The 17,955-nt window shown below is 64.7% G+C and carries 20 protein-coding genes and 1 pseudogene; 8 read left to right on the top strand and 13 right to left on the bottom strand.

The features are described 5' to 3' along the window. Nucleotides 1-100 precede the first annotated feature (100 nt). Entirely contained in the window at nucleotides 101-706 is a 606-nt protein-coding gene (locus ACIP9X_RS03245; protein WP_400478272.1) for a TetR/AcrR family transcriptional regulator, read from the bottom strand. 346 nt (nucleotides 707-1,052) lie between these two features. Then, on the bottom strand, nucleotides 1,053-1,211 hold the full coding sequence (locus ACIP9X_RS03240) for a hypothetical protein (RefSeq protein WP_400478271.1): 159 nt from the start codon (nucleotides 1,209-1,211) through the stop codon (nucleotides 1,053-1,055). A 677-nt stretch (nucleotides 1,212-1,888) separates the two neighbouring features. On the opposite strand from ACIP9X_RS03240, the gene ACIP9X_RS03235 reads away from it, so the two are divergent. Both ACIP9X_RS03235 and ACIP9X_RS03230 read left to right on the top strand, forming a co-directional pair. After that, nucleotides 1,889-2,578, top strand: a complete 690-nt coding sequence (locus tag ACIP9X_RS03235) for a polysaccharide deacetylase family protein (RefSeq protein ID WP_400478270.1) — start codon at nucleotides 1,889-1,891, stop codon at nucleotides 2,576-2,578. Between the two features lie 685 nt (nucleotides 2,579-3,263). Beyond that, nucleotides 3,264-3,590: a hypothetical protein gene (locus ACIP9X_RS03230; RefSeq protein WP_400478269.1), complete on the top strand. Its 327-nt coding sequence runs from the start codon at nucleotides 3,264-3,266 to the stop codon at nucleotides 3,588-3,590. Between the two features lie 196 nt (nucleotides 3,591-3,786). Here ACIP9X_RS03230 and ACIP9X_RS03225 read toward each other — a convergent pair. From ACIP9X_RS03225 to ACIP9X_RS03200, 6 genes and pseudogenes are all read right to left on the bottom strand, one after another. Continuing rightward, a pseudogene (locus tag ACIP9X_RS03225) lies at nucleotides 3,787-4,352 on the bottom strand (recombinase family protein). A 196-nt stretch (nucleotides 4,353-4,548) separates the two neighbouring features. Beyond that, nucleotides 4,549-5,088: a universal stress protein gene (locus ACIP9X_RS03220; RefSeq protein WP_400478268.1), complete on the bottom strand. Its 540-nt coding sequence runs from the start codon at nucleotides 5,086-5,088 to the stop codon at nucleotides 4,549-4,551. A gap of 21 nt (nucleotides 5,089-5,109) precedes the next feature. Beyond that, nucleotides 5,110-5,400 carry a hypothetical protein gene (locus ACIP9X_RS03215; protein WP_400478267.1) on the bottom strand — a complete coding sequence of 97 codons (291 nt, stop codon included), beginning with the start codon at nucleotides 5,398-5,400 and terminating at the stop codon, nucleotides 5,110-5,112. A 128-nt stretch (nucleotides 5,401-5,528) separates the two neighbouring features. Further along, nucleotides 5,529-6,209 (bottom strand): RraA family protein, encoded by a 681-nt coding sequence (locus ACIP9X_RS03210; RefSeq protein ID WP_400478266.1) that lies wholly within the window; start codon nucleotides 6,207-6,209, stop codon nucleotides 5,529-5,531. 123 nt (nucleotides 6,210-6,332) lie between these two features. Further along, nucleotides 6,333-7,334 (bottom strand): hydroxyacid dehydrogenase, encoded by a 1,002-nt coding sequence (locus ACIP9X_RS03205; RefSeq protein ID WP_400478265.1) that lies wholly within the window; start codon nucleotides 7,332-7,334, stop codon nucleotides 6,333-6,335. A gap of 7 nt (nucleotides 7,335-7,341) precedes the next feature. Further along, nucleotides 7,342-8,667, bottom strand: coding sequence for an MFS transporter (locus ACIP9X_RS03200; RefSeq protein WP_400478264.1), 1,326 nt, complete (start codon nucleotides 8,665-8,667; stop codon nucleotides 7,342-7,344). A gap of 195 nt (nucleotides 8,668-8,862) precedes the next feature. Between ACIP9X_RS03200 and ACIP9X_RS03195 the strand changes: the two genes are divergently transcribed. After that, the gene (locus tag ACIP9X_RS03195) at nucleotides 8,863-10,383 is read left to right on the top strand and encodes an IclR family transcriptional regulator (protein ID WP_400478263.1); all 1,521 of its coding nucleotides are present in this window, start codon (nucleotides 8,863-8,865) and stop codon (nucleotides 10,381-10,383) included. A gap of 418 nt (nucleotides 10,384-10,801) precedes the next feature. Here ACIP9X_RS03195 and ACIP9X_RS03190 read toward each other — a convergent pair whose 3' ends face one another. The 4 genes from ACIP9X_RS03190 to ACIP9X_RS03175 are packed head-to-tail and all read right to left on the bottom strand — an operon-like array spanning nucleotide 10,802 to nucleotide 12,047. Next, complete coding sequence (locus ACIP9X_RS03190; protein WP_400478262.1) at nucleotides 10,802-11,143, bottom strand: metal-sensitive transcriptional regulator; 342 nt, start codon at nucleotides 11,141-11,143, stop codon at nucleotides 10,802-10,804. A 25-nt stretch (nucleotides 11,144-11,168) separates the two neighbouring features. Then, nucleotides 11,169-11,294, bottom strand: coding sequence for a hypothetical protein (locus ACIP9X_RS03185; protein WP_400478261.1), 126 nt, complete (start codon nucleotides 11,292-11,294; stop codon nucleotides 11,169-11,171). After that, nucleotides 11,281-11,460, bottom strand: coding sequence for a hypothetical protein (locus ACIP9X_RS03180; RefSeq protein WP_400478260.1), 180 nt, complete (start codon nucleotides 11,458-11,460; stop codon nucleotides 11,281-11,283). The genes ACIP9X_RS03185 and ACIP9X_RS03180 overlap by 14 nt, the downstream gene beginning before the upstream one ends. Before the next feature lie 32 nt (nucleotides 11,461-11,492). Further along, nucleotides 11,493-12,047 (bottom strand): DUF4396 domain-containing protein, encoded by a 555-nt coding sequence (locus ACIP9X_RS03175; protein ID WP_400478259.1) that lies wholly within the window; start codon nucleotides 12,045-12,047, stop codon nucleotides 11,493-11,495. Nucleotides 12,048-12,327: 280 nt separating this feature from the next. Between ACIP9X_RS03175 and ACIP9X_RS03170 the strand changes: the two genes are divergently transcribed. The 4 genes from ACIP9X_RS03170 to ACIP9X_RS03155 all read left to right on the top strand — a co-directional run bounded on the left by ACIP9X_RS03170 (nucleotide 12,328) and on the right by ACIP9X_RS03155 (nucleotide 16,200). Beyond that, nucleotides 12,328-12,540, top strand: coding sequence for a heavy-metal-associated domain-containing protein (locus tag ACIP9X_RS03170; RefSeq protein ID WP_400478258.1), 213 nt, complete (start codon nucleotides 12,328-12,330; stop codon nucleotides 12,538-12,540). After that, entirely contained in the window at nucleotides 12,537-13,529 is a 993-nt protein-coding gene (locus tag ACIP9X_RS03165) for a heavy-metal-associated domain-containing protein (RefSeq protein ID WP_400478257.1), read from the top strand. Before ACIP9X_RS03170 ends, ACIP9X_RS03165 begins: the two co-directional genes overlap by 4 nt. A gap of 61 nt (nucleotides 13,530-13,590) precedes the next feature. Next, nucleotides 13,591-15,903: a heavy metal translocating P-type ATPase gene (locus ACIP9X_RS03160; protein ID WP_400478256.1), complete on the top strand. Its 2,313-nt coding sequence runs from the start codon at nucleotides 13,591-13,593 to the stop codon at nucleotides 15,901-15,903. A 33-nt stretch (nucleotides 15,904-15,936) separates the two neighbouring features. After that, a complete protein-coding gene (locus tag ACIP9X_RS03155) occupies nucleotides 15,937-16,200 on the top strand; it encodes a YHS domain-containing protein (RefSeq protein WP_400478255.1) in 264 nt (87 codons plus the stop codon). Nucleotides 16,201-16,434: 234 nt separating this feature from the next. Here the strand turns inward: ACIP9X_RS03155 and ACIP9X_RS03150 are convergent, their stop codons facing one another. Then, nucleotides 16,435-16,992, bottom strand: coding sequence for a CGNR zinc finger domain-containing protein (locus tag ACIP9X_RS03150; RefSeq protein ID WP_400478254.1), 558 nt, complete (start codon nucleotides 16,990-16,992; stop codon nucleotides 16,435-16,437). Between the two features lie 88 nt (nucleotides 16,993-17,080). On the opposite strand from ACIP9X_RS03150, the gene ACIP9X_RS03145 reads away from it, so the two are divergent. Next, complete coding sequence (locus ACIP9X_RS03145; protein ID WP_400478253.1) at nucleotides 17,081-17,953, top strand: alpha/beta fold hydrolase; 873 nt, start codon at nucleotides 17,081-17,083, stop codon at nucleotides 17,951-17,953. Nucleotides 17,954-17,955: the final 2 nt, after the last annotated feature.

The following is a 17,955-nucleotide window of genomic DNA, read 5'->3' as shown; positions in this document are numbered from 1 at the left end:
GCCCATCGTCGGCTCAGCGACGACGGCGATGCTCGTCGATTGGGGGAGGCCGCCAGCAAAGTGCACATCTGGTTTCTGCGATGCGCCGGAATTCAGGCAGCTACTTCTCCAACCGGTGGTGGTCCATGAGCAGCTTGGCCATGGTCCTGGCGCGGCCAGCGGCGCGGGAGTCGCCCTCGGCCGAGGCGACTATGGCTCCCTTGATCAAGATGTGAATAGACCAGGCGAAATCGTGCGGGTCGTTGAGCCCGGCCGATTCCGCGAGTTCGGCGATCTGTTGCCGCGTCCTGTCCAGGTACTGGATGCTCGCTTTCCCCAGGGGGTGGTCAGAGCCCATTTCCATCAACACGTGCAGGAAGGAGCTGACCTGGGCCGCGCCCTCGCGGAACCAGTCGTCGAAGACGTCGAAGATGGTCAGCATGGCCGCCTCGTCGCTGGTCCCGCGGCGGGCGATAGCGTTCTCGATCGCGACCGTGCGTTCCAGGTACCACTGCTCGAGGAAAGCCAGCACGACATCGTCCTTGGAGCGGAAGTGCCTGTAGAAGGTTGCCTTAGCCACGCCTGATGCGCGGATCAGTTCGTCGACTCCGACGTCGCGGATCCCGCGACGGGCGAACAGCTGGTAAGCCGCGGCAACGATCTTCTCCCGAGGACCGCCCATTGCAGGGCGTTTTAGCTGTTTAGCGCCGTTTTCTCGAGTGTCCACACACGGATACTACACAATGCCGCACAGCCCGAGACAGACCGGTCTGTCTGCTGCTTTGGAGCATGGGGCCTGTCCTGCCAACCCTGCGCTGATCCAGGCACACTTCGGAACGCCGATACCGGAAAGTTCGTCAATCTGGGGGAGCGGACTGACGGGTTGTTCTCCTCCCGGGCGCGAGGCTGGGTGCGGGAATACGGCTAGTTTTCTTGACGCAGAAGGGCCGCTGCGGGCCATTCTGAATTAGCCCGCAGGGTTGTCACGAGCCGGGAGTGACTTGCATACCATCAGTCCGTGCCAGCTTTCGTCCCGGGCAGAGCACTTGGGGGCATCCGGTCGTGTACGTTTGTTAGTCTTCCAAAACCGCACGCGCGGCTGCCGCGTCGTCCACCAGGGCTGCGCGGTCGGATCGGTCATATTTTTGGGCAACCTGTTCGCGGTGGATGCGCTTCGGGGCGTCGACGAGACCGGCGGGTACAGGGGGGTCCTTCTCATCATCGGATGACATGAGGCTCATCCTAGGGCGATGTCCGGCATCAGTGCACTCAACACACCGAAAGCGAATGCCGCGGCCGTCAACGCCCTGGGTGACTGAAATTGGCCACCGCATCAAGAAACAATCAGCCATCATCGATGGCGGAAATTCCTGGGTTGAACTGTGCCGGGTCCATTGACGCTTTCCGACAGCCCCGGCAGCGACACACGTGTCAGCGTGTGCTTTAGCCGCCCCAGGCACCCCGGCGTGCAGGTGCAATCGAAGCTGGTTCCCTTTGCGACGCGGGCCCTGTCACAACACTGGAGCATGACACCGGACCATTCCGAGGCGGGTAGGCTTTTCCCGGCGCATTTTCTGATGGCGGCGTGTCCTTCGGCGGGTGCCCGGGCAGGAAAGGCCCGTATGGTTCCTGTGGCGGCGCGTCTGCCTCTGGTGAAAATGGAGTGACCTTGACTGCCCTGAATGATCTGCCGGTAGCCGGCCCGCCGCGAAGGGCTTTCTTCCTGGTTGTGGGAGCGGCGGTGTTGACCGGTTGCACACCCTCCGGGCCCCCGCCAAAAACCAGCGAAGGTTTCACGCCCGGTCCGGCCCCGGAAGCAGCCCTTCCTACCACGGCCATGCCGCTGCCGCGGTCGTCATCCACTGCTGCTGCTCGGCCGGCATCCCCGCGGCCGGACAGAGCGAGGATTGTGTCCGCGTTCGCCGGCCGGACACCGGTCTCCTGGGGGTTGGAGCCATCCGGTGTCGCGCTCAGTCTGCCCACGGGGACCCGGGCCCTCGCCTTGACCTTTGATTGCTGCGGAGGCCCCGGCGGGGAAGGATTCGACCGCTCTGTCCTCTCGGCGCTGGTCCGCCATGAGGTCGCGGCAACTTTCTTCCTGAACGCACGCTGGGTGCGCGCAAACCCGGCTGTGACCCGGGAGCTGGCGGCCAATCCCTTGTTCGAGATCGCCAACCACGGCACCGCCCACCTGCCGCTGTCGGTGACCGGGCGGCCCGCGTACGGCATCGCCGGGACCACTCACGCCGGGGCGGTCTACGACGAGATCATGGGCGCGCAGGCGGAACTGAAGGCCGCCACGGGAAAGGTACCGCGGTTCTTCCGCTCCGGAACCGCCCACTATGATGACGTCGCCGCCGGGATCTGCCGGGCGCTCGGCCTCGTGCCGGTGAACTTCACCGTCAACGCAGACGGCGGCGCGACCTACCCGGCGGCTACAGTGATGAATGAGTTGCTTTCCGCGCGCCCGGGCAGCATCACCATCGCCCACGCCAACCGGCCCGAATCCGGCACCGCAGCCGGACTGTCCGCCGCCCTGCCCCGCATGATTGCGCAGGGCACCACGTTCATCCGGCTCTCCGAGGCCCCTCCGGTCTGACGGTCAGAGGCAGATTCCCCTCAGGCCGTTCCGTCCGCGTCTTCAGACCGCGAACCGAGTGTTCCACCCCTTTGGCCACACGGCGCCTCAGAGCGGAAAACGCCCGAGGCCTCGTCTTTCGATCTCGGCCGAACGGCACCAGGACAACGAAAGCTAGCAACTGTCCTGCTCCGGCAAACAAAAGTAGCGCCGCAAACAGGACAACGCTGGCCACAAACATCAGGACAGCCACGCCCACTGTCACCAAGAAAGTCAGATTCAAGACCAGAATCGCCGCGTCGTTCATTTCTCCTGTACCGTCCCCGAGATACGAGCCTGTCCGACACACTACCGCCCCGCTGCCCCTCCTGGACTAAACAGCAGGTGAACTCGGTCGCCTGGGCTACACCGCCCCCTGGCCCGACTGCTCTCGCCTGCCGTATCTGCCCCAGGCAGAAAGAGCAAAGGGTGCATCATGGGGAACATAAGACGCGGCGATCTAGGGGGCAATCTATGCCGTCTTCTGTGACATCGGGCCGGCTACGCCTTTCCGCGCACGCCGAGTTCGACCTCCTCATCCAAGGCATGCCCGCGACGGGGGACTAGGGGCGGTCTCCAGAAGCCCGGCTTCCTGTTGTCTACATCACACTTGGAGGTTAGGGTTGTCGATGGCTGCAATGGCGCGGCCATTTCCAAGGGAGATGATGTGGCAGAAAAGCTGAAAGTGCTGGTCCGGCTTGATCTCGATGGTTCACTGGCGCAGGTGATTGCCCAAGGCCACATCACCGCCGAGAGCCTCCAGGGCCTGTATCCCGTCATGAAGCGCACGAAGTCGATGAGTTCAGCAGCGCGCCTGGAGATCGACCTCACCCGCGCCCACATCGAACCAGATGCCCTGAACCAGCTGCGCGCCTGCTCAGAGTCGCACCATTTGCCGGCAGACGTCGATCCGCTCCAGTCCAATTACACGCTCAGGCTCGTCTTGCCCCAGTCCTCCGGCCAAGCCGCGTCACGCCTGACTCGCGCCGCCTGAAGCGCCGCGCCAAAGGCATATCCCATCCGATTGCCGCTGCAACTGCCAAAGCGCAAAGTTTCCCCCGCTGCATAACCCGCTGGATGCGGTGCATGCAAAAGTGTTCCTCCGCTATTTTAGGCGTGCCGATAACAGCGATTCCGTAAAGCCGCGCCCTTTAGGCTATGGCTAGCCGGCTGGACTGGCAGGGGAGGGCTTAGGAAAGCTTGGTCTGGCGGAGGTATTGGTAGACAGTTTCCCGGCTGATGCCGTAGTCGCTGGCGAGGACAGATTTTGGAGTTCCACTGGCCGCCCGCTGGACCAGTTCGGCCGCCCGTTCCGGTGTGAGGGTCTTTTTCCGCCCGCGGTAGGCGCCGCGTTGCTTGGCCAGGGCGATGCCTTCCCGCTGGCGCTCCCGGATCAGGGAGCGTTCGAATTCGGCGAAGGCGCCCATCACCGAGAGCATGAGGTTGGCCATGGGGGAGTCCTCGCCGGTGAAGACCAGACTTTCTTTGATGAACTCCACCCGCACCCCTTTGCGGGTGAGCCCTGGACGAGGGCACGCAGGTCATCGAGGTTGCGGGCGAGCCGGTCCATGCTGTGCACGACGACTGTGTCCCCGTTACGGGCGAACCGCAGCAGCTCAGTAAGCTCCGGTCTCGACGTGTCCCTGCCCGAGGCTTTATCCGTAAAGACCCGGTCCAGAACCTGGCCTTCGAGCTGGCGTTTCTCGTTCTGATCAAGGGTGCTTACGCGCACGTACCCAATCCGCTGACCAGCCACCAGAGCCTCCATACCCTCAACCTGTCAGATTGCGTTCTATGCCCTTTATTAGAGCAGGTCAAGATACTTGGATTGGTTGATGTCAGAGTGAGGTGTGCTTCAGGCCGACATCCGGGTTGGTTGATCATGTGTATAAGTAACCGCCACCCGCTGGAACTGGCGGGTGGCGGTTCCGTTGGAGGCACAACGCTGGGAGCTATGCCGTAGACGGGTTCTGGCCCTTGGTCTTGGATCCCTTCCAGAGATGGTGCGTACGGGGGCTGCCCTCGGCGTGCACCTCGCCATCCGAACGCACCACGAGCACGGGGCAGTCAGCGTGGGAAACGCAGGCCGAGCTTACGGACCCAAGATGCAGGCCCAGGAAGCCTCCGTGACCACGCCGCCCAACCACCAGCAATGCGGCGCCGGCGCCGGCTTCCACCAGTTTGTCCCGTGCCGGACCGCGGATCAGTTCCTGGCTGAGATTCCTGGGTACGTCGGGCCCGAAGGCCTTGGCGACGGTATCGGCCAGAATCTTCGCTTCAGCCGCTTCCGCGGCTTCGATCGCTTCGGTCGTATCGAAGTCCGGTGGTACGTAGCCAGTCTCATCCGCGTACACTGGCGGAAGTTCCCAGACGGCCACGGCGTGAATCGCGGCTTCCAGTGCAGGCGCTAATCTCGCAGCAAGGAGCAGCGCCTGTACCGAAGATTCCGAGCCATCGACGCCGACGACCACTTTTCCTTTCGTGTCCATCATTCTTCTCCCTGAATGCAATCTTTAGCTGGTTGAGGATACCCGGCCGCGCAGTTTGTCCTCGCGATGAAGGGCGGCGGCAGTCATGCGGTAGGAAAGCTTTCCTTCAAGTTGCCGGGGTTCGACCCACACTTCGAAGCCCAGCGCGGCCTCGAAGAGAGCCCTGGGTGCCCACTCGTCCGACGCCAGCCAGATCACGGAAGAGTCGGGCATCGCCCCGTCGACTCTGCCGGATCTGATGACGTTGCCGCCTTTACGGATCTCAACCGGGGCACCGATAAGCCGGTCCCATTCGTTATGGCGGTACTTGATCATCTCTCGTTCCCCTCGGGTGGTGCCACGGAAGTCGCGAGCCGGAGGACACCGGGCCGCGGCGATGGCCACCGCTTGCCCGTCCGGCACGGAAGTAATGGTGAGTTGCCGCAGGCGCGTCCCCTCTGGCTTTAAATGCTGTTTGCCAGGTGCTTCACAGCTCCGGCGGCGGTTGTCGTGGTGGAGTTTCTGATCTTTGTGCGGAGGTCTTCTTCGAATTTGTCGATGTCCGCGAGTCTGCGGAGCACGCTTTCGGCGCGTTGTATGGGTATGACGGCGACGCCGTCGTCGTCGGCGGTGATGAGGTCGCCGGGGTTGACGACCGTGCCGCCGCAGGCGACGGGCACTGAAACGGCACCTGGGCCGTATTTCGCGGGTCCGGCAGGTGAGACGCCGCGGGCCCAGACGGGCAGGCCGAGTTCCTTGATCGCGGCGCGGTCCCGGGTTAGTCCGTCGATGACGACGCCGGCGATGCCGGCGGCGAGACAGATCTCGGCCAAGAGATCTCCGAACACGGCCCTGGTGGTTCCTCCGAGCGCGTTGATGACAAGGACGTCGCCGGGTTCGGCGTCATCAAGGGCGCGGTGGATGGCGAGGTTGTCGCCTTCCCGGGTCAGTACTGTCAGTGCCGGGCCGACGCACCGGCCGGTGGCCCATTGTGATGCGATGCCGGTGTCCATGAGGTTAAGCCGGTCCATGGCGTCCCCGACGTTGGCTGTGGGGTACTGCCTCAGGCCCTGAACGAACTCCGTGACGGAGTTCGTCGAACGCTGGCCGACGGTGAGTGAACTAGTTGCTGCGTCGATAAACATGGTGTCTTTCAGAGGCTCGTAGTGTGTGTTTGTGCCGCTTCATCACACCCGCGGGTGGGTGTCTTGTGATGCTGCCGGCAGGGACGGCGAACCGAGTCGCCGGTACGGGGTTTGTTCCGCTGGTTATGCCGGTGCGGGGGCAGCGATGTTGTCTACCGTGATGTTGTTGACTGCGTGGTCTGGCCGCTGACCGGCGAGGGCCTGCTGGATGGCCTGCAGGGCGCCGGTGCCGGCGGCCAGGAAGGCCTCTTCGCTTTGCCCGGCGACGTGCGGGGTTACGATCAGGTTCGGCACATCTGCGATCTGGATCTTGGAGTGCGCGATGGGGTCCTTCATGTCCACGGACTCTCCTTCCAGGACGTCGAGTCCTGCCCCGCCCAGGTGCCCGTTCTGCAGGGCCTGGGCCAGGGCTTGTTCGTCGATGAGGCCTCCGCGGGAGGTGTTGATCAGCACTGACCCGGGTTTCATCCTGGCCAGGGCGTCTGCGTCGATGATTTGGGCGGTTTGGTCGGTCAGCGGCATGTGCAGGCTGAGAACGTCGGAGCTGGCAATGACCTGATCGAGTGTTGCGGGTGCAGCACCGGCAGCTTGGATGGCGGAATCGTGCACGAAGGGGTCATGGACCAGGACGTCCATGCCGAAGCCCTGGGCGATGGCGGCGACCATCCGGGCGATGTTGCCGAATCCGAGCAGTCCCAGTGTGCGGCCGTGCAGTTCAAAGCCGTTCATGTGGGGTTTGGCTGCTGCCCATTGCCCGGCGGTGGTTTGGGCGGTTCCGTAGGGCACTTTCCTTGCCAGTGAGAGCAGGAGGGCGAAGACGTGCTCGGCGACGGCGCGGCTGTTGCTGCCCGGGGTGGTGGTCACCCAGGTGCCGGCGTCGGTGGCAGCTTCGATGTCGACGTTGTCGGTTCCTACTCCGTGGCGGGCGATGATGCGCAGCCGGGGGGAGGCCTCAATTTTTTCCCGGTCGAAGCGTTCGGCCCGGAGCAGCACGGCGTCGATGTCGGTGCGGACGTCTTCGTAGCGGACGGCGTCCTGGCCGTAGCCGAGGTGGACCTGTCCCAGGGTGTTCAGTTCTGCCAGGACATCGGGGTGGATCTCGTCGGAGACGTAGAAGGTCGGCATGGTGTTCCTAGCGGTAAAGGTGTGAAGCGGCGGTGAGGTTGTTGTTGCGTACCGTGCCCAGCAGCACGGCCAGGCCCAGGACGCCGAAGATCATCAGCATGTAGGCGGGAATCATGGTGTTTCCGGTGTTGCCGATGAGCCAGGTTGCCACGTAGGGGGCGCCGGCGCCGCCGAGCACGGCCCCGACGCTGTGGCCGAACGCGACCCCGCTGTGCCGGACTTCGACGGGGAAGAACTCGGGCATGGCTGCGTAGGTGCCGGCCTGGCAGAGGGCGTAGGGGACCATGCCAAGGAGCAGGCCGAAGATCGCCAGTGCCAGCGAGCCGGCGTTCATGAGCATGAACGAGGGGAAGGTAAGCGCGATGTAGGCGATGTAGGAGGCTGTCAGCAGTTTCTTGCTGCCGATGCGGCTGCCCAGCTGCCCGGCAAGTGGGATCAGTAGCGCCGCGGTGGTGACGGCGATGAGGACGATGGTCGCAGCTTCGGCCTTGGTGAAGTCCAGGACGGTGCTGAAGTAGACGGCGACGTAGACGGTGCCGATGTAGGTGCCGATGTTCTGCACGAGGGCGATGAAGAAGACCTTGGTCAGGCGTGAGCGGTGGTGGCGGAACAATTCAACGATCGGGGCGCGGGTTGTCTTGCCCTTGTTCGCGCTCTGGGTGAACTCGGGGCTGTCCTCGATCTTCAGGCGCATGACCAGGCACAGGATGCCCAGCGGGATCGCGAGGAGGAACGGGATCCGCCAGCCCCAGGACTCCATTTCGGCAGCGGGCACAAAAGACGCAGCCAGTGCGGCAACGCCTGCAGCGCCGGCCTTGCCCAGCACGCCGACGCTGGGAATGAAGGAGATGTAGAGGTTGCGCCGCTCCACCGGAGCCCATTCGCGGATATAGGTGGCGGCGCCGCCGATTTCACCGCCTGCAGAGAGGCCCTGCAGCATCCGCAGCAGGCCCAGCAGGATGGGTGCCCAGATGCCGATCTGCGCGTACGTGGGCAGCAGCGCGGTAAGCCCTGCCGCGCCGCTCATCAGGATCACCGAGCCGATCAGGCTGGCGCGCCGGCCGTAGCGGTCCCCGATGCGCCCGAAGAAGATCGCGCCCAGCGGCCGGACCACGAACGCAGTACCGAAAACCAGGAACGTATTCAGCAGCCCCGCCACGGGATCACCGCTGGGGAAGAACACCACGGCCAACGTCGCGGCCACATAGCCGAAGACACTGAAGTCGTAGTACTCGATGAAAGTACCGAACGCGGCAACACCGGTGGCCTTCTTTGCCTTTTTCAGATGGAGGGCATCCGTCGCCGGGGGGACGGTCTGACTGACTTGGGGCATCTTCGCTCCTATAAAAATTGGGACAGTGTCCTAGAATGTAAGTTAAGTGTGATGTGGACCATGGTTTCTGTCAAGCGAGCTTCGCTGTGCACGCATGTCCTGGTCCTCAGGCAGGTGGTGTGCGGACGGTAGCGTGGTGAAAGCAGTCCGGGCCTTCGAGGTGAACCGGAGTATCAAGGAAGTGGTGGAACCGTAGTGAGCGAGAGCGCAGTAGCAGGGAACGAGCGCATTGTTGACGTCCTGCACGCCCTGGTGACCCGCGCAGAGGCGACCGGCGTACGGGAACTCGCTCACGCCTTGGGCGCCAGCCGCAGCACGGTAAACCGCATCCTGCTGGGGCTGGAGGAGCACGGGCTGGCCGCGGTCACCGGCAACGGAAGCTATCAGGTCGGACCGCGGCTGCGCGTCCTAGCTGCGGCACTGCACGCACGCCACCCGCTGCTGCGCAACGCTGAAGCCATCATCGAACACCTGGGCGAAGAATCCGACGCCACGGTCCTCGTCGCAGTGCACGACGCACCCCGACCCCGTGTCGTCGTCGTCGCCTGCCGGCGCCGGCCAGGGCCGATCAAGTATCTCCTCGAACCCGGAACGGTTTTGCCCCTCCACGCAGGAGCGACCGGCCGTGCAATCTTGGGCAGGCTTGGCATCAATGCCCTGGGCGACGCCCCGCTCGAGGCCGCGACCCCCGACACCGTCATTGATCGGGCGGAACTGGAGAAGCTGCTCCAGGAGGACAGAAAGGCCGGATATACGATCAGCGTGGGACAGCAGTTCCCCCTGGCCGCCGGCGTCGCCGCATCCTTTTACTGCGGGGGACTGACCGGATCTGTTTCGATCACGCGTCCGCGCTTCCTCACCAGTGATGAAGACCTGATCCGCTTCGGACCGATGGTCCAGGACGCCGCGCACGCAATAGAAGCCAAATGCGCATTACCCCAGCCGCCGGAGGATCCGAAACCCATCGACAACCCTGCCGGCTCCACCGCCCTGGTGCGCATCATCAAGCTCGTGACGGCACTGGTCGCCGAACCGTCCGGGATCACCATGGGACAGGCACTGGCCCGCCGGATCGGGGCCAACATAGCCACCACCAACCGCCTGGTCTCCACCGCGGTCTCCACCGGCGTGGCTTTGGCCCAAGGGGACACCCTGCACCCTGGCCCGCGCCTGTTCCACTGGGCCGCCCGTCTAGGTCCTACAGTCGATGTCCCCTCCGCAGCACACCCGATCCTCCATCACCTCGCCCAAGAATCCGGTGAGACCATCGGGCTGATCCAATTTCACCCCGACACCAAACACGCTGTGATGACCAGGGTGATAGACGGTGTCCGGCCGCTGCACTACGGGCTTGCATCAGGCGTTGCCATACCCCTCTACGCCGGCGCCGGCGGCAAAGCCATCCTCGCCCACTGCCCGCCGGGCGAACTGGACAAACTCGCGCTGGAACCCCTCACCGAACGCACCCAAACAAACCGTGATGCCCTCGCGAACGACCTCCAGTCCATCCGGGAGCGCGGGTGGGCGATCGGCAACGGGGAGCGCATCCCGGACGCCTTCGGCGTCAGTGCCCCCTACTTCATCAACGGCGCTATTGCTGGCTCCATCACAGCGACGGTGTCACGGCTACGACTGCCTGATCTGGACGTCGAGGCTCTCGCTCACTTGGTCCAGCGGGCTGCCCAGCGACTCACGCTGCTTCTCTCCGTACCTTAATCCGTGCCCTACGGCATCCCAAGAAGGGAACGGCGAGAGCGAACAGCCAGCGCAGAGGTTCGATGCCACGGTCGGGTGTAGTTCCACCCGATGTGAGGGCCCGCCGCACTACACCTGTTCCCGGTGTCGTGAAGTTTGATGTCCCGGGACAGGCTTGCCAGGTTCCGAAGTCGCCTGCGCTAAGTGTCAGAAGACGCCTGCACTGGCTAGTTGGTTCGGATGAGCTGATCGTCGCCTTTGCTGTAATGCACCTCTGGATGAGCTTTCACTGGATGCCTAATCAGCTCCCCGTAGCGGCTGCTGGATGCCTGTCGGCCCAGTGAGGCTTGGACTATTCCCCTTAACAGGCTTCGTCAAGCAACTCATCAAAGGGAACGTTCATGCGGTGACCGCACGTGCTTCCCATGGCTCCTGGAGGTTAGGAACGGACGAAGCGGGCGATGGCGTCGGAGGCTTCCTTGAACTTTGCTTCCGCGGCCACTCCACCGAGTTGAGCGGCGTCGAGGACGCAGTGTTTCATGTGGTCATCGAGTAGTCCCAGGGCGACGCCGCGCAGAGCGGCGGTTAGAGCTGAGATCTGGGTGAGGATATCGATGCAGTATTGCTCTTCCTCGATCATCCGGTGGATGCCCCGGGCCTGCCCCTCGATCCGTTTCACCCGGGCCAGGTACCGGTCTTTGTCAGTGATGTAGCCATGGGGCGGCTCGCCTGCGGCTTCGTGATCCCGGGTGTCCAGCGGTTGCGTGGTGGAGATGGTCATGTTTTTCCTTGTGGTGTGTGTTGTTTTACGCCGTGGGCTTCCAGTGTGCGGCGGTGTATCCGTACTTGAGGACTTGGGCTGTGAGGTCAACGGCGCAGCAGAGCCAGGCAGGCTGCTGTCCCAGCGGATCGTTCTGCTCATTGGAGCACATTGTTCCTCGGGCTTGCGGTCCCGTACTCAATGTCGATTATCTGCTGGCTGCTGGAGGAATGAGAGGGTGCTTCAGCACCATTGCTCTCAAGCTGGGCCGCGATCGATACTACGAGTCCGCCTAGAAGGAAGCCGATCAAGCCGGCGGCCAGGATGTTGGTGTTCATGGGATCCTCCGGTGGGTCCTAGTGGGAGTTTCTCAGTGGTGGTGGCCGTGATGGTCGCCGACGTCCGGCCCGGCACCACTGGCACCTGCCGGGCCATGGTGGCCATGGTCGTGGCCCTGGTGATGCTCCGTTCCGTGGCCTTGGTGGCCTTCGTGGTACTGGTGGGTCAGCGCGTGTCCCTTGCCTTTGTCGATCAGGTAGCGGTTGACCGGGAATGCGGCTGCGAAGGCTGCGCCGAGGGCAACGATCATGCCAATCCAGAAGATCGGGTTGACCAGCCCGGAGTCCATGGCGCCGGGGATGATGGCCATGACGGCGTTGTCTACGATCTCCATCACCGCGATGGAGAGGGTGTCGGCCGCGAATACGACGCTGAGGGCTGCGGTGAAGCCGAGCCCGGCTTGGATGAGCGGCAGCGTCGAGAGGGCGTAACCGAAGAGGAAAGCGAGCACGATCGCCACGGCGATGGTGATGCCGGTGGAGAGGCCCAACGCCGTGCCGATCATGAGGCCCGCAATCTCGCCGATAGCACAGCCCGTAAGGCAGTGCAGCGTAGCGCTGGCAGCCATACGGTTGGGGGGGTTCATGCTCTTCCTTTCGCAGGGATACCCCCTAAGGGTATCCATGGGGAACGCCGTGATACAAGCCTTTTGAAGTCTGAGCATTCCCGCCATACCTGGTGCAGCTTGCTGCTTGTGCGGAGCCTGCAGAGGAAAGACGGGCGACTCCGGCCAGAAATCTCGGTATGTGCGTCTTTGAGCCCAAGCGCCCCACCACCAGCACTTTGACATGTATACCCATAGGGGGTATATCTGGATCGTGTAGTCAAATACCCCACCGGGGTATGCACGAGGAAGGGATCTGGCCATGACCATCACTGAATTCCGAGTGACCGGGATGACCTGCGGGCATTGCGAACTTTCCGTTCGGGAAGGGGTTCAGGAGATTCCCGGGGTCGAATCAATTGAGGTAAGCCACCGTACGGGCAAGTTGACCGTGACCAGCAACGAGCCGTTGGAGCAGGGCGCGGTCATCGCCGCCGTCGAGGAGGCCGGCTACCGGGCGGTGCAGGCAGGATGAACGCTGCCGGACGCCTGGGGGTGTATGCCGCGGGGTTGGCGGTGGTGTTTACCGGCGCCTTCGCGGCGGCGGGAGCAGCCTTACCGGAAGAGACGGTAGCGGCATGGACACAGACAGCGGAAGGACATGAAGTGGACCAGCACAACGGCGGACATGAAGCATCGCCCGCCCAGACTGCCACCCAAGCGGCCGAGTCAATGGTCCCGGGTGTGGCCGTGGAGCAGGAGGGTTACCTGCTTCAGGAGGTTTCAGCACCGGGTGCAGTGGGGCAGGCCGGGCGCCTCTCGTTCTCGATCACTGGTCCTGACGGGGCGCCGGTCACCGAATACGAGACCGAGCACGGAAAGGATCTGCACCTGATCGTGGTGCGCTCCGACGGTACCCGGTATCGGCACGTCCACCCTGTCATGGACCAAGGCGGCCGCTGGTCCCTGCCGTGGCAGTGGGACGCAGCGGGCACCTACCGGATTTACGCCGACGGCATGCCCACAGGCGCCGGGAAGAGCCTGACGCTGACCCGGACGGTGGATGTGGCGGGGGCGTTTGATCCGGCCGCCCCGGCACCAATGACCGCTGACGAGGTTGATGGCTTCCGGGTTTCCCTGAACGGGGACCTGTCGGCCGGTGCGGCCTCGGCATTGACGGTGAGCGTTGCCCGTGACGGCAAGCCGGTCACTGATCTGGAACCCTATCTGGGCGCCTACGGCCACTTGGTGGCCTTGCGTTCCGGGGACCTGGCCTACCTGCACGTTCACCCCGAAGGGCCCGAGCCGGTCAAGGGCGAGGTTTCAGGACCGGAGGTCCAGTTTGCCGCAACGGCCCCCACTCCGGGGCGCTACTACCTCTACTTCGATTTCCAGGTCGGCGGGCAGGTCCACAGCGCCCGGTTCGTCCTTGACACCACCGGATCCGCCCACACCGCACCGAATGGCAGCACTGGCACCCCCGGCACTCCCGGCAGCGCCGGTCACGGTCACGGCGGGCACTGAACCCAACCACCACCGATTCGCCCGGCCGCTCTGACCGGGCAGCGGCAGAAAGAAGCACTCTATGTCTCAATTATCGGCCCCGTATCAGGTGCTGGGCACCGGGATCGAACTCGAGATCGGGGGCATGACCTGCGCTTCGTGCGCTAACCGGATCGAGAAGAAGCTCAACAAGCTCGAGGGTGTCACGGCCACGGTGAACTACGCCACCGAGAAGGCACGCATCAACGTCCCGGCCGGGTACGACGCGCAGGCACTTGTCGCGGAGGTCCAGAAGGCCGGCTACACCGCGACCCTGCCCGCCCCGAGGCAGGAACGGGAGATCGAAGCAGCCGACCGGCGCGACACGGAGCTGCTGGCCGTGAAGCACCGCCTGATCGGCAGTGTCCTGCTGGCCGTCCCGGTGATCGTGCTGGCGATGGTCCCTGCCCTGCAGTTCACCTACTGGCAGTGGCTGTCCCTCGCAATGGCAGCCCCGGTGATCGTTTGGGCGGGCTGGCCGTTCCACAAGGCTGCGTTCACCAACCTGCGTCACGGCACCGCCACCATGGACACCCTGGTCTCCATGGGCACGGCCGCGGCGTTCCTGTGGTCGCTCTATGCCCTGTTCTTCGGCACCGCCGGGACACCGGGTATGACGCACCCCTTCGAACTGACCGTGACGCCCACCGATGGTGCAGCGAACATCTATCTTGAGGTCGCCGCCGGGGTCATCATGTTCATCCTGGCCGGCCGGTACTTCGAGAAGCGCTCCAAGCGCCAGGCCGGTGCTGCGCTGCGCGCCCTGCTGGAACTGGGCGCCAAGGACGTAGCCGTCCTGCGGGGCGGGGCCGAGACCCGCATCCCCACGGATCAGCTCACCGTCGGGGACGAGTTTGTGGTCCGCCCCGGGGAGAAGATCGCCACCGACGGGATCGTCGTCAGCGGCCGCAGCGCCGTGGATGAGTCCATGCTCACCGGTGAATCCGTGCCCGTGGAGGTCGGTGAAGGCGACGCGGTGACCGGGGCGACGGTGAACGCCGGGGGCAGGCTGGTGGTTCGCGCCACCCGGATCGGATCCGACACGCAGCTGGCGCAGATGGCCCGGCTCGTGGAAAACGCCCAGTCCGGCAAAGCCGAGGTCCAGCGCCTGGCCGACAAGGTCTCCGGGGTGTTCGTGCCCGTCGTCATCGCCATCGCCGTGGCCACGCTCGGCGCCTGGCTCGGCGCGGGATTCCCGGTAACGGGGGCGTTCACCGCGGCCGTGGCCGTGCTCATCATCGCCTGCCCCTGCGCCCTGGGCCTGGCCACCCCGACCGCGCTGCTGGTCGGAACGGGACGCGGCGCGCAGCTCGGCATCCTGATCAAGGGCCCGGAAGTGCTCGAATCCACCCGCAAGGTCGACACCATCGTGCTGGACAAGACCGGCACCGTCACCACCGGCAAAATGTCCCTGCATGGGGTGCACACCGCACCCGGCACAGACAGGGACGAGCTGCTCCGCGTCGCCGGGGCGCTGGAGGACGCCTCCGAGCACCCCATCGCCCAGGCCATTGCCCGCGGCGCCACCGAACGCGTCGGCGCCCTGCCAGCCCCGGAATCCTTCACCAACCACGAAGGACGCGGCGTACAGGGCATCGTCGAAGGCCACCTGGTGATCGTGGGACGCGACACCCTGCTGACGGACTGGTCCCTGGCCATGCCGGCAGACCTGGCCCGCGCCAAGGCCGAGGCGGAAGCCGCAGGGGAGACCGCGGTGGTCGTGGCATGGGACGGCGAAGTCCGCGGCGTGCTCACCGTCGCCGACGCGATCAAGGACACCAGCGCCGAAGCCATCACCCGGTTCCGGTCCCTCGGCCTGACCCCCGTCCTCCTGACCGGTGACAACCGGGCCGTCGCCGAACAGGTCGCCGCCCAGGTCGGCATAGAACAGGTCATCGCCGAGGTCCTGCCCCAGGACAAGGTCGACGTCATTACCCGGCTCCAAAAGGACGGCAAGGTCGTTGCCATGGTCGGCGACGGCGTCAACGACGCCGCAGCACTGGCCCAGGCCGACCTGGGCCTGGCCATGGGAACCGGCACCGACGCAGCCATCGAAGCCGCAGACTTGACCCTGGTCCGCGGGGACCTGCGCGCAGCCGCCGACGCCATCCGGCTGGCCCGCAAGACCCTCGGCACCATCAAAACCAACCTGTTCTGGGCCTTCGCCTACAACGTAGCCGCGGTTCCGCTGGCTGCTCTCGGGCTGCTGAACCCGATGCTCGCCGGAGCTGCGATGGCGTTCTCCAGCGTCTTCGTCGTCAGCAACAGCCTCCGCCTGCGCACCTTCACCAGCCAGGCGGCCAGACTCCCACGGGCAACCACCAGCCCACGGGTGCACCAGCCGCTCGACGCCTGAACCCATCCCACCCAAACCGAAAGGACACCATCCATGGGAGACAACACCGGAAGCTGCTGCGGCGGCAGCACCACTAAGAACACCAGGCCCCAGGACCTGACCCTGACCGCCCGGCCCGCGCAGACCGATGACACCATCGCCGAATGCCAGGTCATGCCCGGCACGCCCGTGGTCAAGGCCGTCGCCGAAGCCAAGGGCCTCTACCGCGACTACCAAGGCAAGCGCTACTGGCTCTGCTGCCCCGGATGCGGACCGGCCTTCGACGCCGACCCCGCCAGATACGCCAAGGCCGGCTGAACCGAGACAGGCATCAGGAGAGGCAGGGGCGGAATTAGCTGATGTCTGCCCCTGCCACACGTTCAGCCCTGCGGTCCTGAGCCGGCACCGCCCAGACTCACGACCGCAGAGCTTCAGTGCCAAAGAGACAGACCATCAGGATCTCACCGCGCCAGCATGACCGCCTCGAGCAACTGACCCCAAGTGAGGTCCTTTCACGGGCCCGTAGCTGGCCCCCGCCCCACCGGTCCTGGTTTATTCCGCCTTGCGCCGTTGGTAGTGACGGGCGACCCGCATCCGATTTCCGCAGCGGCTGGCCGAGCACCAGCGGCGACGCGGATTGGATGGGAGGAAGAGCAGGACGCAGTCTTCGGCCTCGCACTGGCGGACCCGGGAAACCGCCGGGTCCGTGAGGAGTTCGACCAGGCCTTCGGCCAGCCACGCGCCCAGGCCTTGCGCTGTGGAGCCCAGACGTCGTCGGTCGGCAGTGATCCCGGCGGGGCCATCAGCAACCTCGAGGACGCAGGGACCCCCACGCAGCATCTGGTTGATGGCGTCCAGGTCCTCCTGGCTAAGCCGGGTTCCGCTCCGGGCGCACTCGATGGCCCGGGCCGATCGCTCCCGAACGCACTGCACAACGGCCAGCTCCGCAGGGCCGATGTTCCCGGAGAGGCCTTCAGGGCAGCGACCGGCCTCTAAGGCAAGCCAGGCGAGCAGATCCTCAGGCGTGACGAGGAAGTCGCCCTGCGCGTAACGGGTATTGACCAGGTCCAGAGCCAGCGGCTCCCCAACCAGCGGGGCAAGGGCACTCATAGGTCTAATGCTACCCGACGCGGGTTTAGGGGTTAGACTCATTCCCCGTGTGCAGCTAATGCATAAAAAGCCCAATAAGGAGTTAGATTTGTCTTCCCTTTTTCCCCGCGTCGCCTACCGCCATGTTGAACTGGACGGTGTCCGGGTGTTCTTCCGTGAATCACGCCCAGCCCAAGCGGATGCACCCGTGTTGTTGCTCCTGCATGGTTTCCCCTCGGGATCGCACCAGTTCCTCCGTCTCATTGACGCGCTCGGCTCGCGCTACCGGGTGATAGCGCCGGATCTGCCGGGGTTTGGGCATACAGGGGTCCCGGAAGGTTTCGTCTATTCCTTCGACGGCCTCTCGGGAGTCGTTGAGAGTTTCGTGCAGCACATGGGGCTGTCCCGGTTCGCGTTGTACGTCTTCGACTTTGGCGCGCCCGTCGGATTCCGGATCGCGGAGAGGCATCCGGAGTGGATCGCAGGGCTGGTGATACAGAACGGCAACGCCTACGAGGAAGGCCTGTCAGAGGCCGCCCGCGCGCTCCTCACGCTGGACCCTGCCGACCCCGCCGCCGTGCAGACACTCCAGGACCTCCTCACCCTGCCCGGAACCCGCAGCCAGTACGAAACCGGGGTAGCCGACCCCGGCCTGATCGCCCCGGACGGATGGACACTCGACCAGCACTTCCTTGAGCTCCCGGGCAGGAAGGACGCCCAGCTCTCCCTGCTGTTCGACTACCACACGAACATCACAAGCTATGGCCGCTGGCAGGAATGGCTGCGCCGGTACGCTCCGCCAACCCTCATTGTCTGGGGGCGGAACGACACCTTCTTCATTGAGCCGGGCGCCCGGGCGTACCTCCGCGACCTGCCCGGCGCGGAGCTTCACCTTTTCGACACCGGCCACTTCGCCCTCGAGACCCACCTGACGGAGATCGCACCGCTTATCGACGGTTTCCTCGACCGGTCCTGGAGCTGAAG

Origin of the sequence: Arthrobacter sp. NPDC093125 (assembly GCF_044754225.1) — a bacterium.
Lineage (GTDB): Bacteria > Actinomycetota > Actinomycetes > Actinomycetales > Micrococcaceae > Arthrobacter.
Note: the sequence above shows the minus strand (reverse complement) of the source record. Positions and strands in the feature narration are given on the sequence as shown.

Coding starts and splice junctions, on each gene's coding strand:
- ACIP9X_RS03215 (WP_400478267.1), bottom strand. CDS start 5,400: ATGATCAAGTACCGCCATAACGAATGGGACCGGCTTATCGGTGCCCCG.
- ACIP9X_RS03205 (WP_400478265.1), bottom strand. CDS start 7,334: ATGCCGACCTTCTACGTCTCCGACGAGATCCACCCCGATGTCCTGGCA.
- ACIP9X_RS03180 (WP_400478260.1), bottom strand. CDS start 11,460: ATGAACACCAACATCCTGGCCGCCGGCTTGATCGGCTTCCTTCTAGGC.
- ACIP9X_RS03220 (WP_400478268.1), bottom strand. CDS start 5,088: ATGATGGACACGAAAGGAAAAGTGGTCGTCGGCGTCGATGGCTCGGAA.
- ACIP9X_RS03170 (WP_400478258.1), top strand. CDS start 12,328: ATGACCATCACTGAATTCCGAGTGACCGGGATGACCTGCGGGCATTGC.
- ACIP9X_RS03200 (WP_400478264.1), bottom strand. CDS start 8,667: ATGCCCCAAGTCAGTCAGACCGTCCCCCCGGCGACGGATGCCCTCCAT.
- ACIP9X_RS03160 (WP_400478256.1), top strand. CDS start 13,591: ATGTCTCAATTATCGGCCCCGTATCAGGTGCTGGGCACCGGGATCGAA.
- ACIP9X_RS03185 (WP_400478261.1), bottom strand. CDS start 11,294: ATGTGCTCCAATGAGCAGAACGATCCGCTGGGACAGCAGCCTGCCTGG.
- ACIP9X_RS03240 (WP_400478271.1), bottom strand. CDS start 1,211: ATGTCATCCGATGATGAGAAGGACCCCCCTGTACCCGCCGGTCTCGTC.
- ACIP9X_RS03150 (WP_400478254.1), bottom strand. CDS start 16,992: ATGAGTGCCCTTGCCCCGCTGGTTGGGGAGCCGCTGGCTCTGGACCTG.
- ACIP9X_RS03155 (WP_400478255.1), top strand. CDS start 15,937: ATGGGAGACAACACCGGAAGCTGCTGCGGCGGCAGCACCACTAAGAAC.
- ACIP9X_RS03175 (WP_400478259.1), bottom strand. CDS start 12,047: ATGAACCCCCCCAACCGTATGGCTGCCAGCGCTACGCTGCACTGCCTT.
- ACIP9X_RS03190 (WP_400478262.1), bottom strand. CDS start 11,143: ATGACCATCTCCACCACGCAACCGCTGGACACCCGGGATCACGAAGCC.
- ACIP9X_RS03165 (WP_400478257.1), top strand. CDS start 12,537: ATGAACGCTGCCGGACGCCTGGGGGTGTATGCCGCGGGGTTGGCGGTG.
- ACIP9X_RS03210 (WP_400478266.1), bottom strand. CDS start 6,209: ATGTTTATCGACGCAGCAACTAGTTCACTCACCGTCGGCCAGCGTTCG.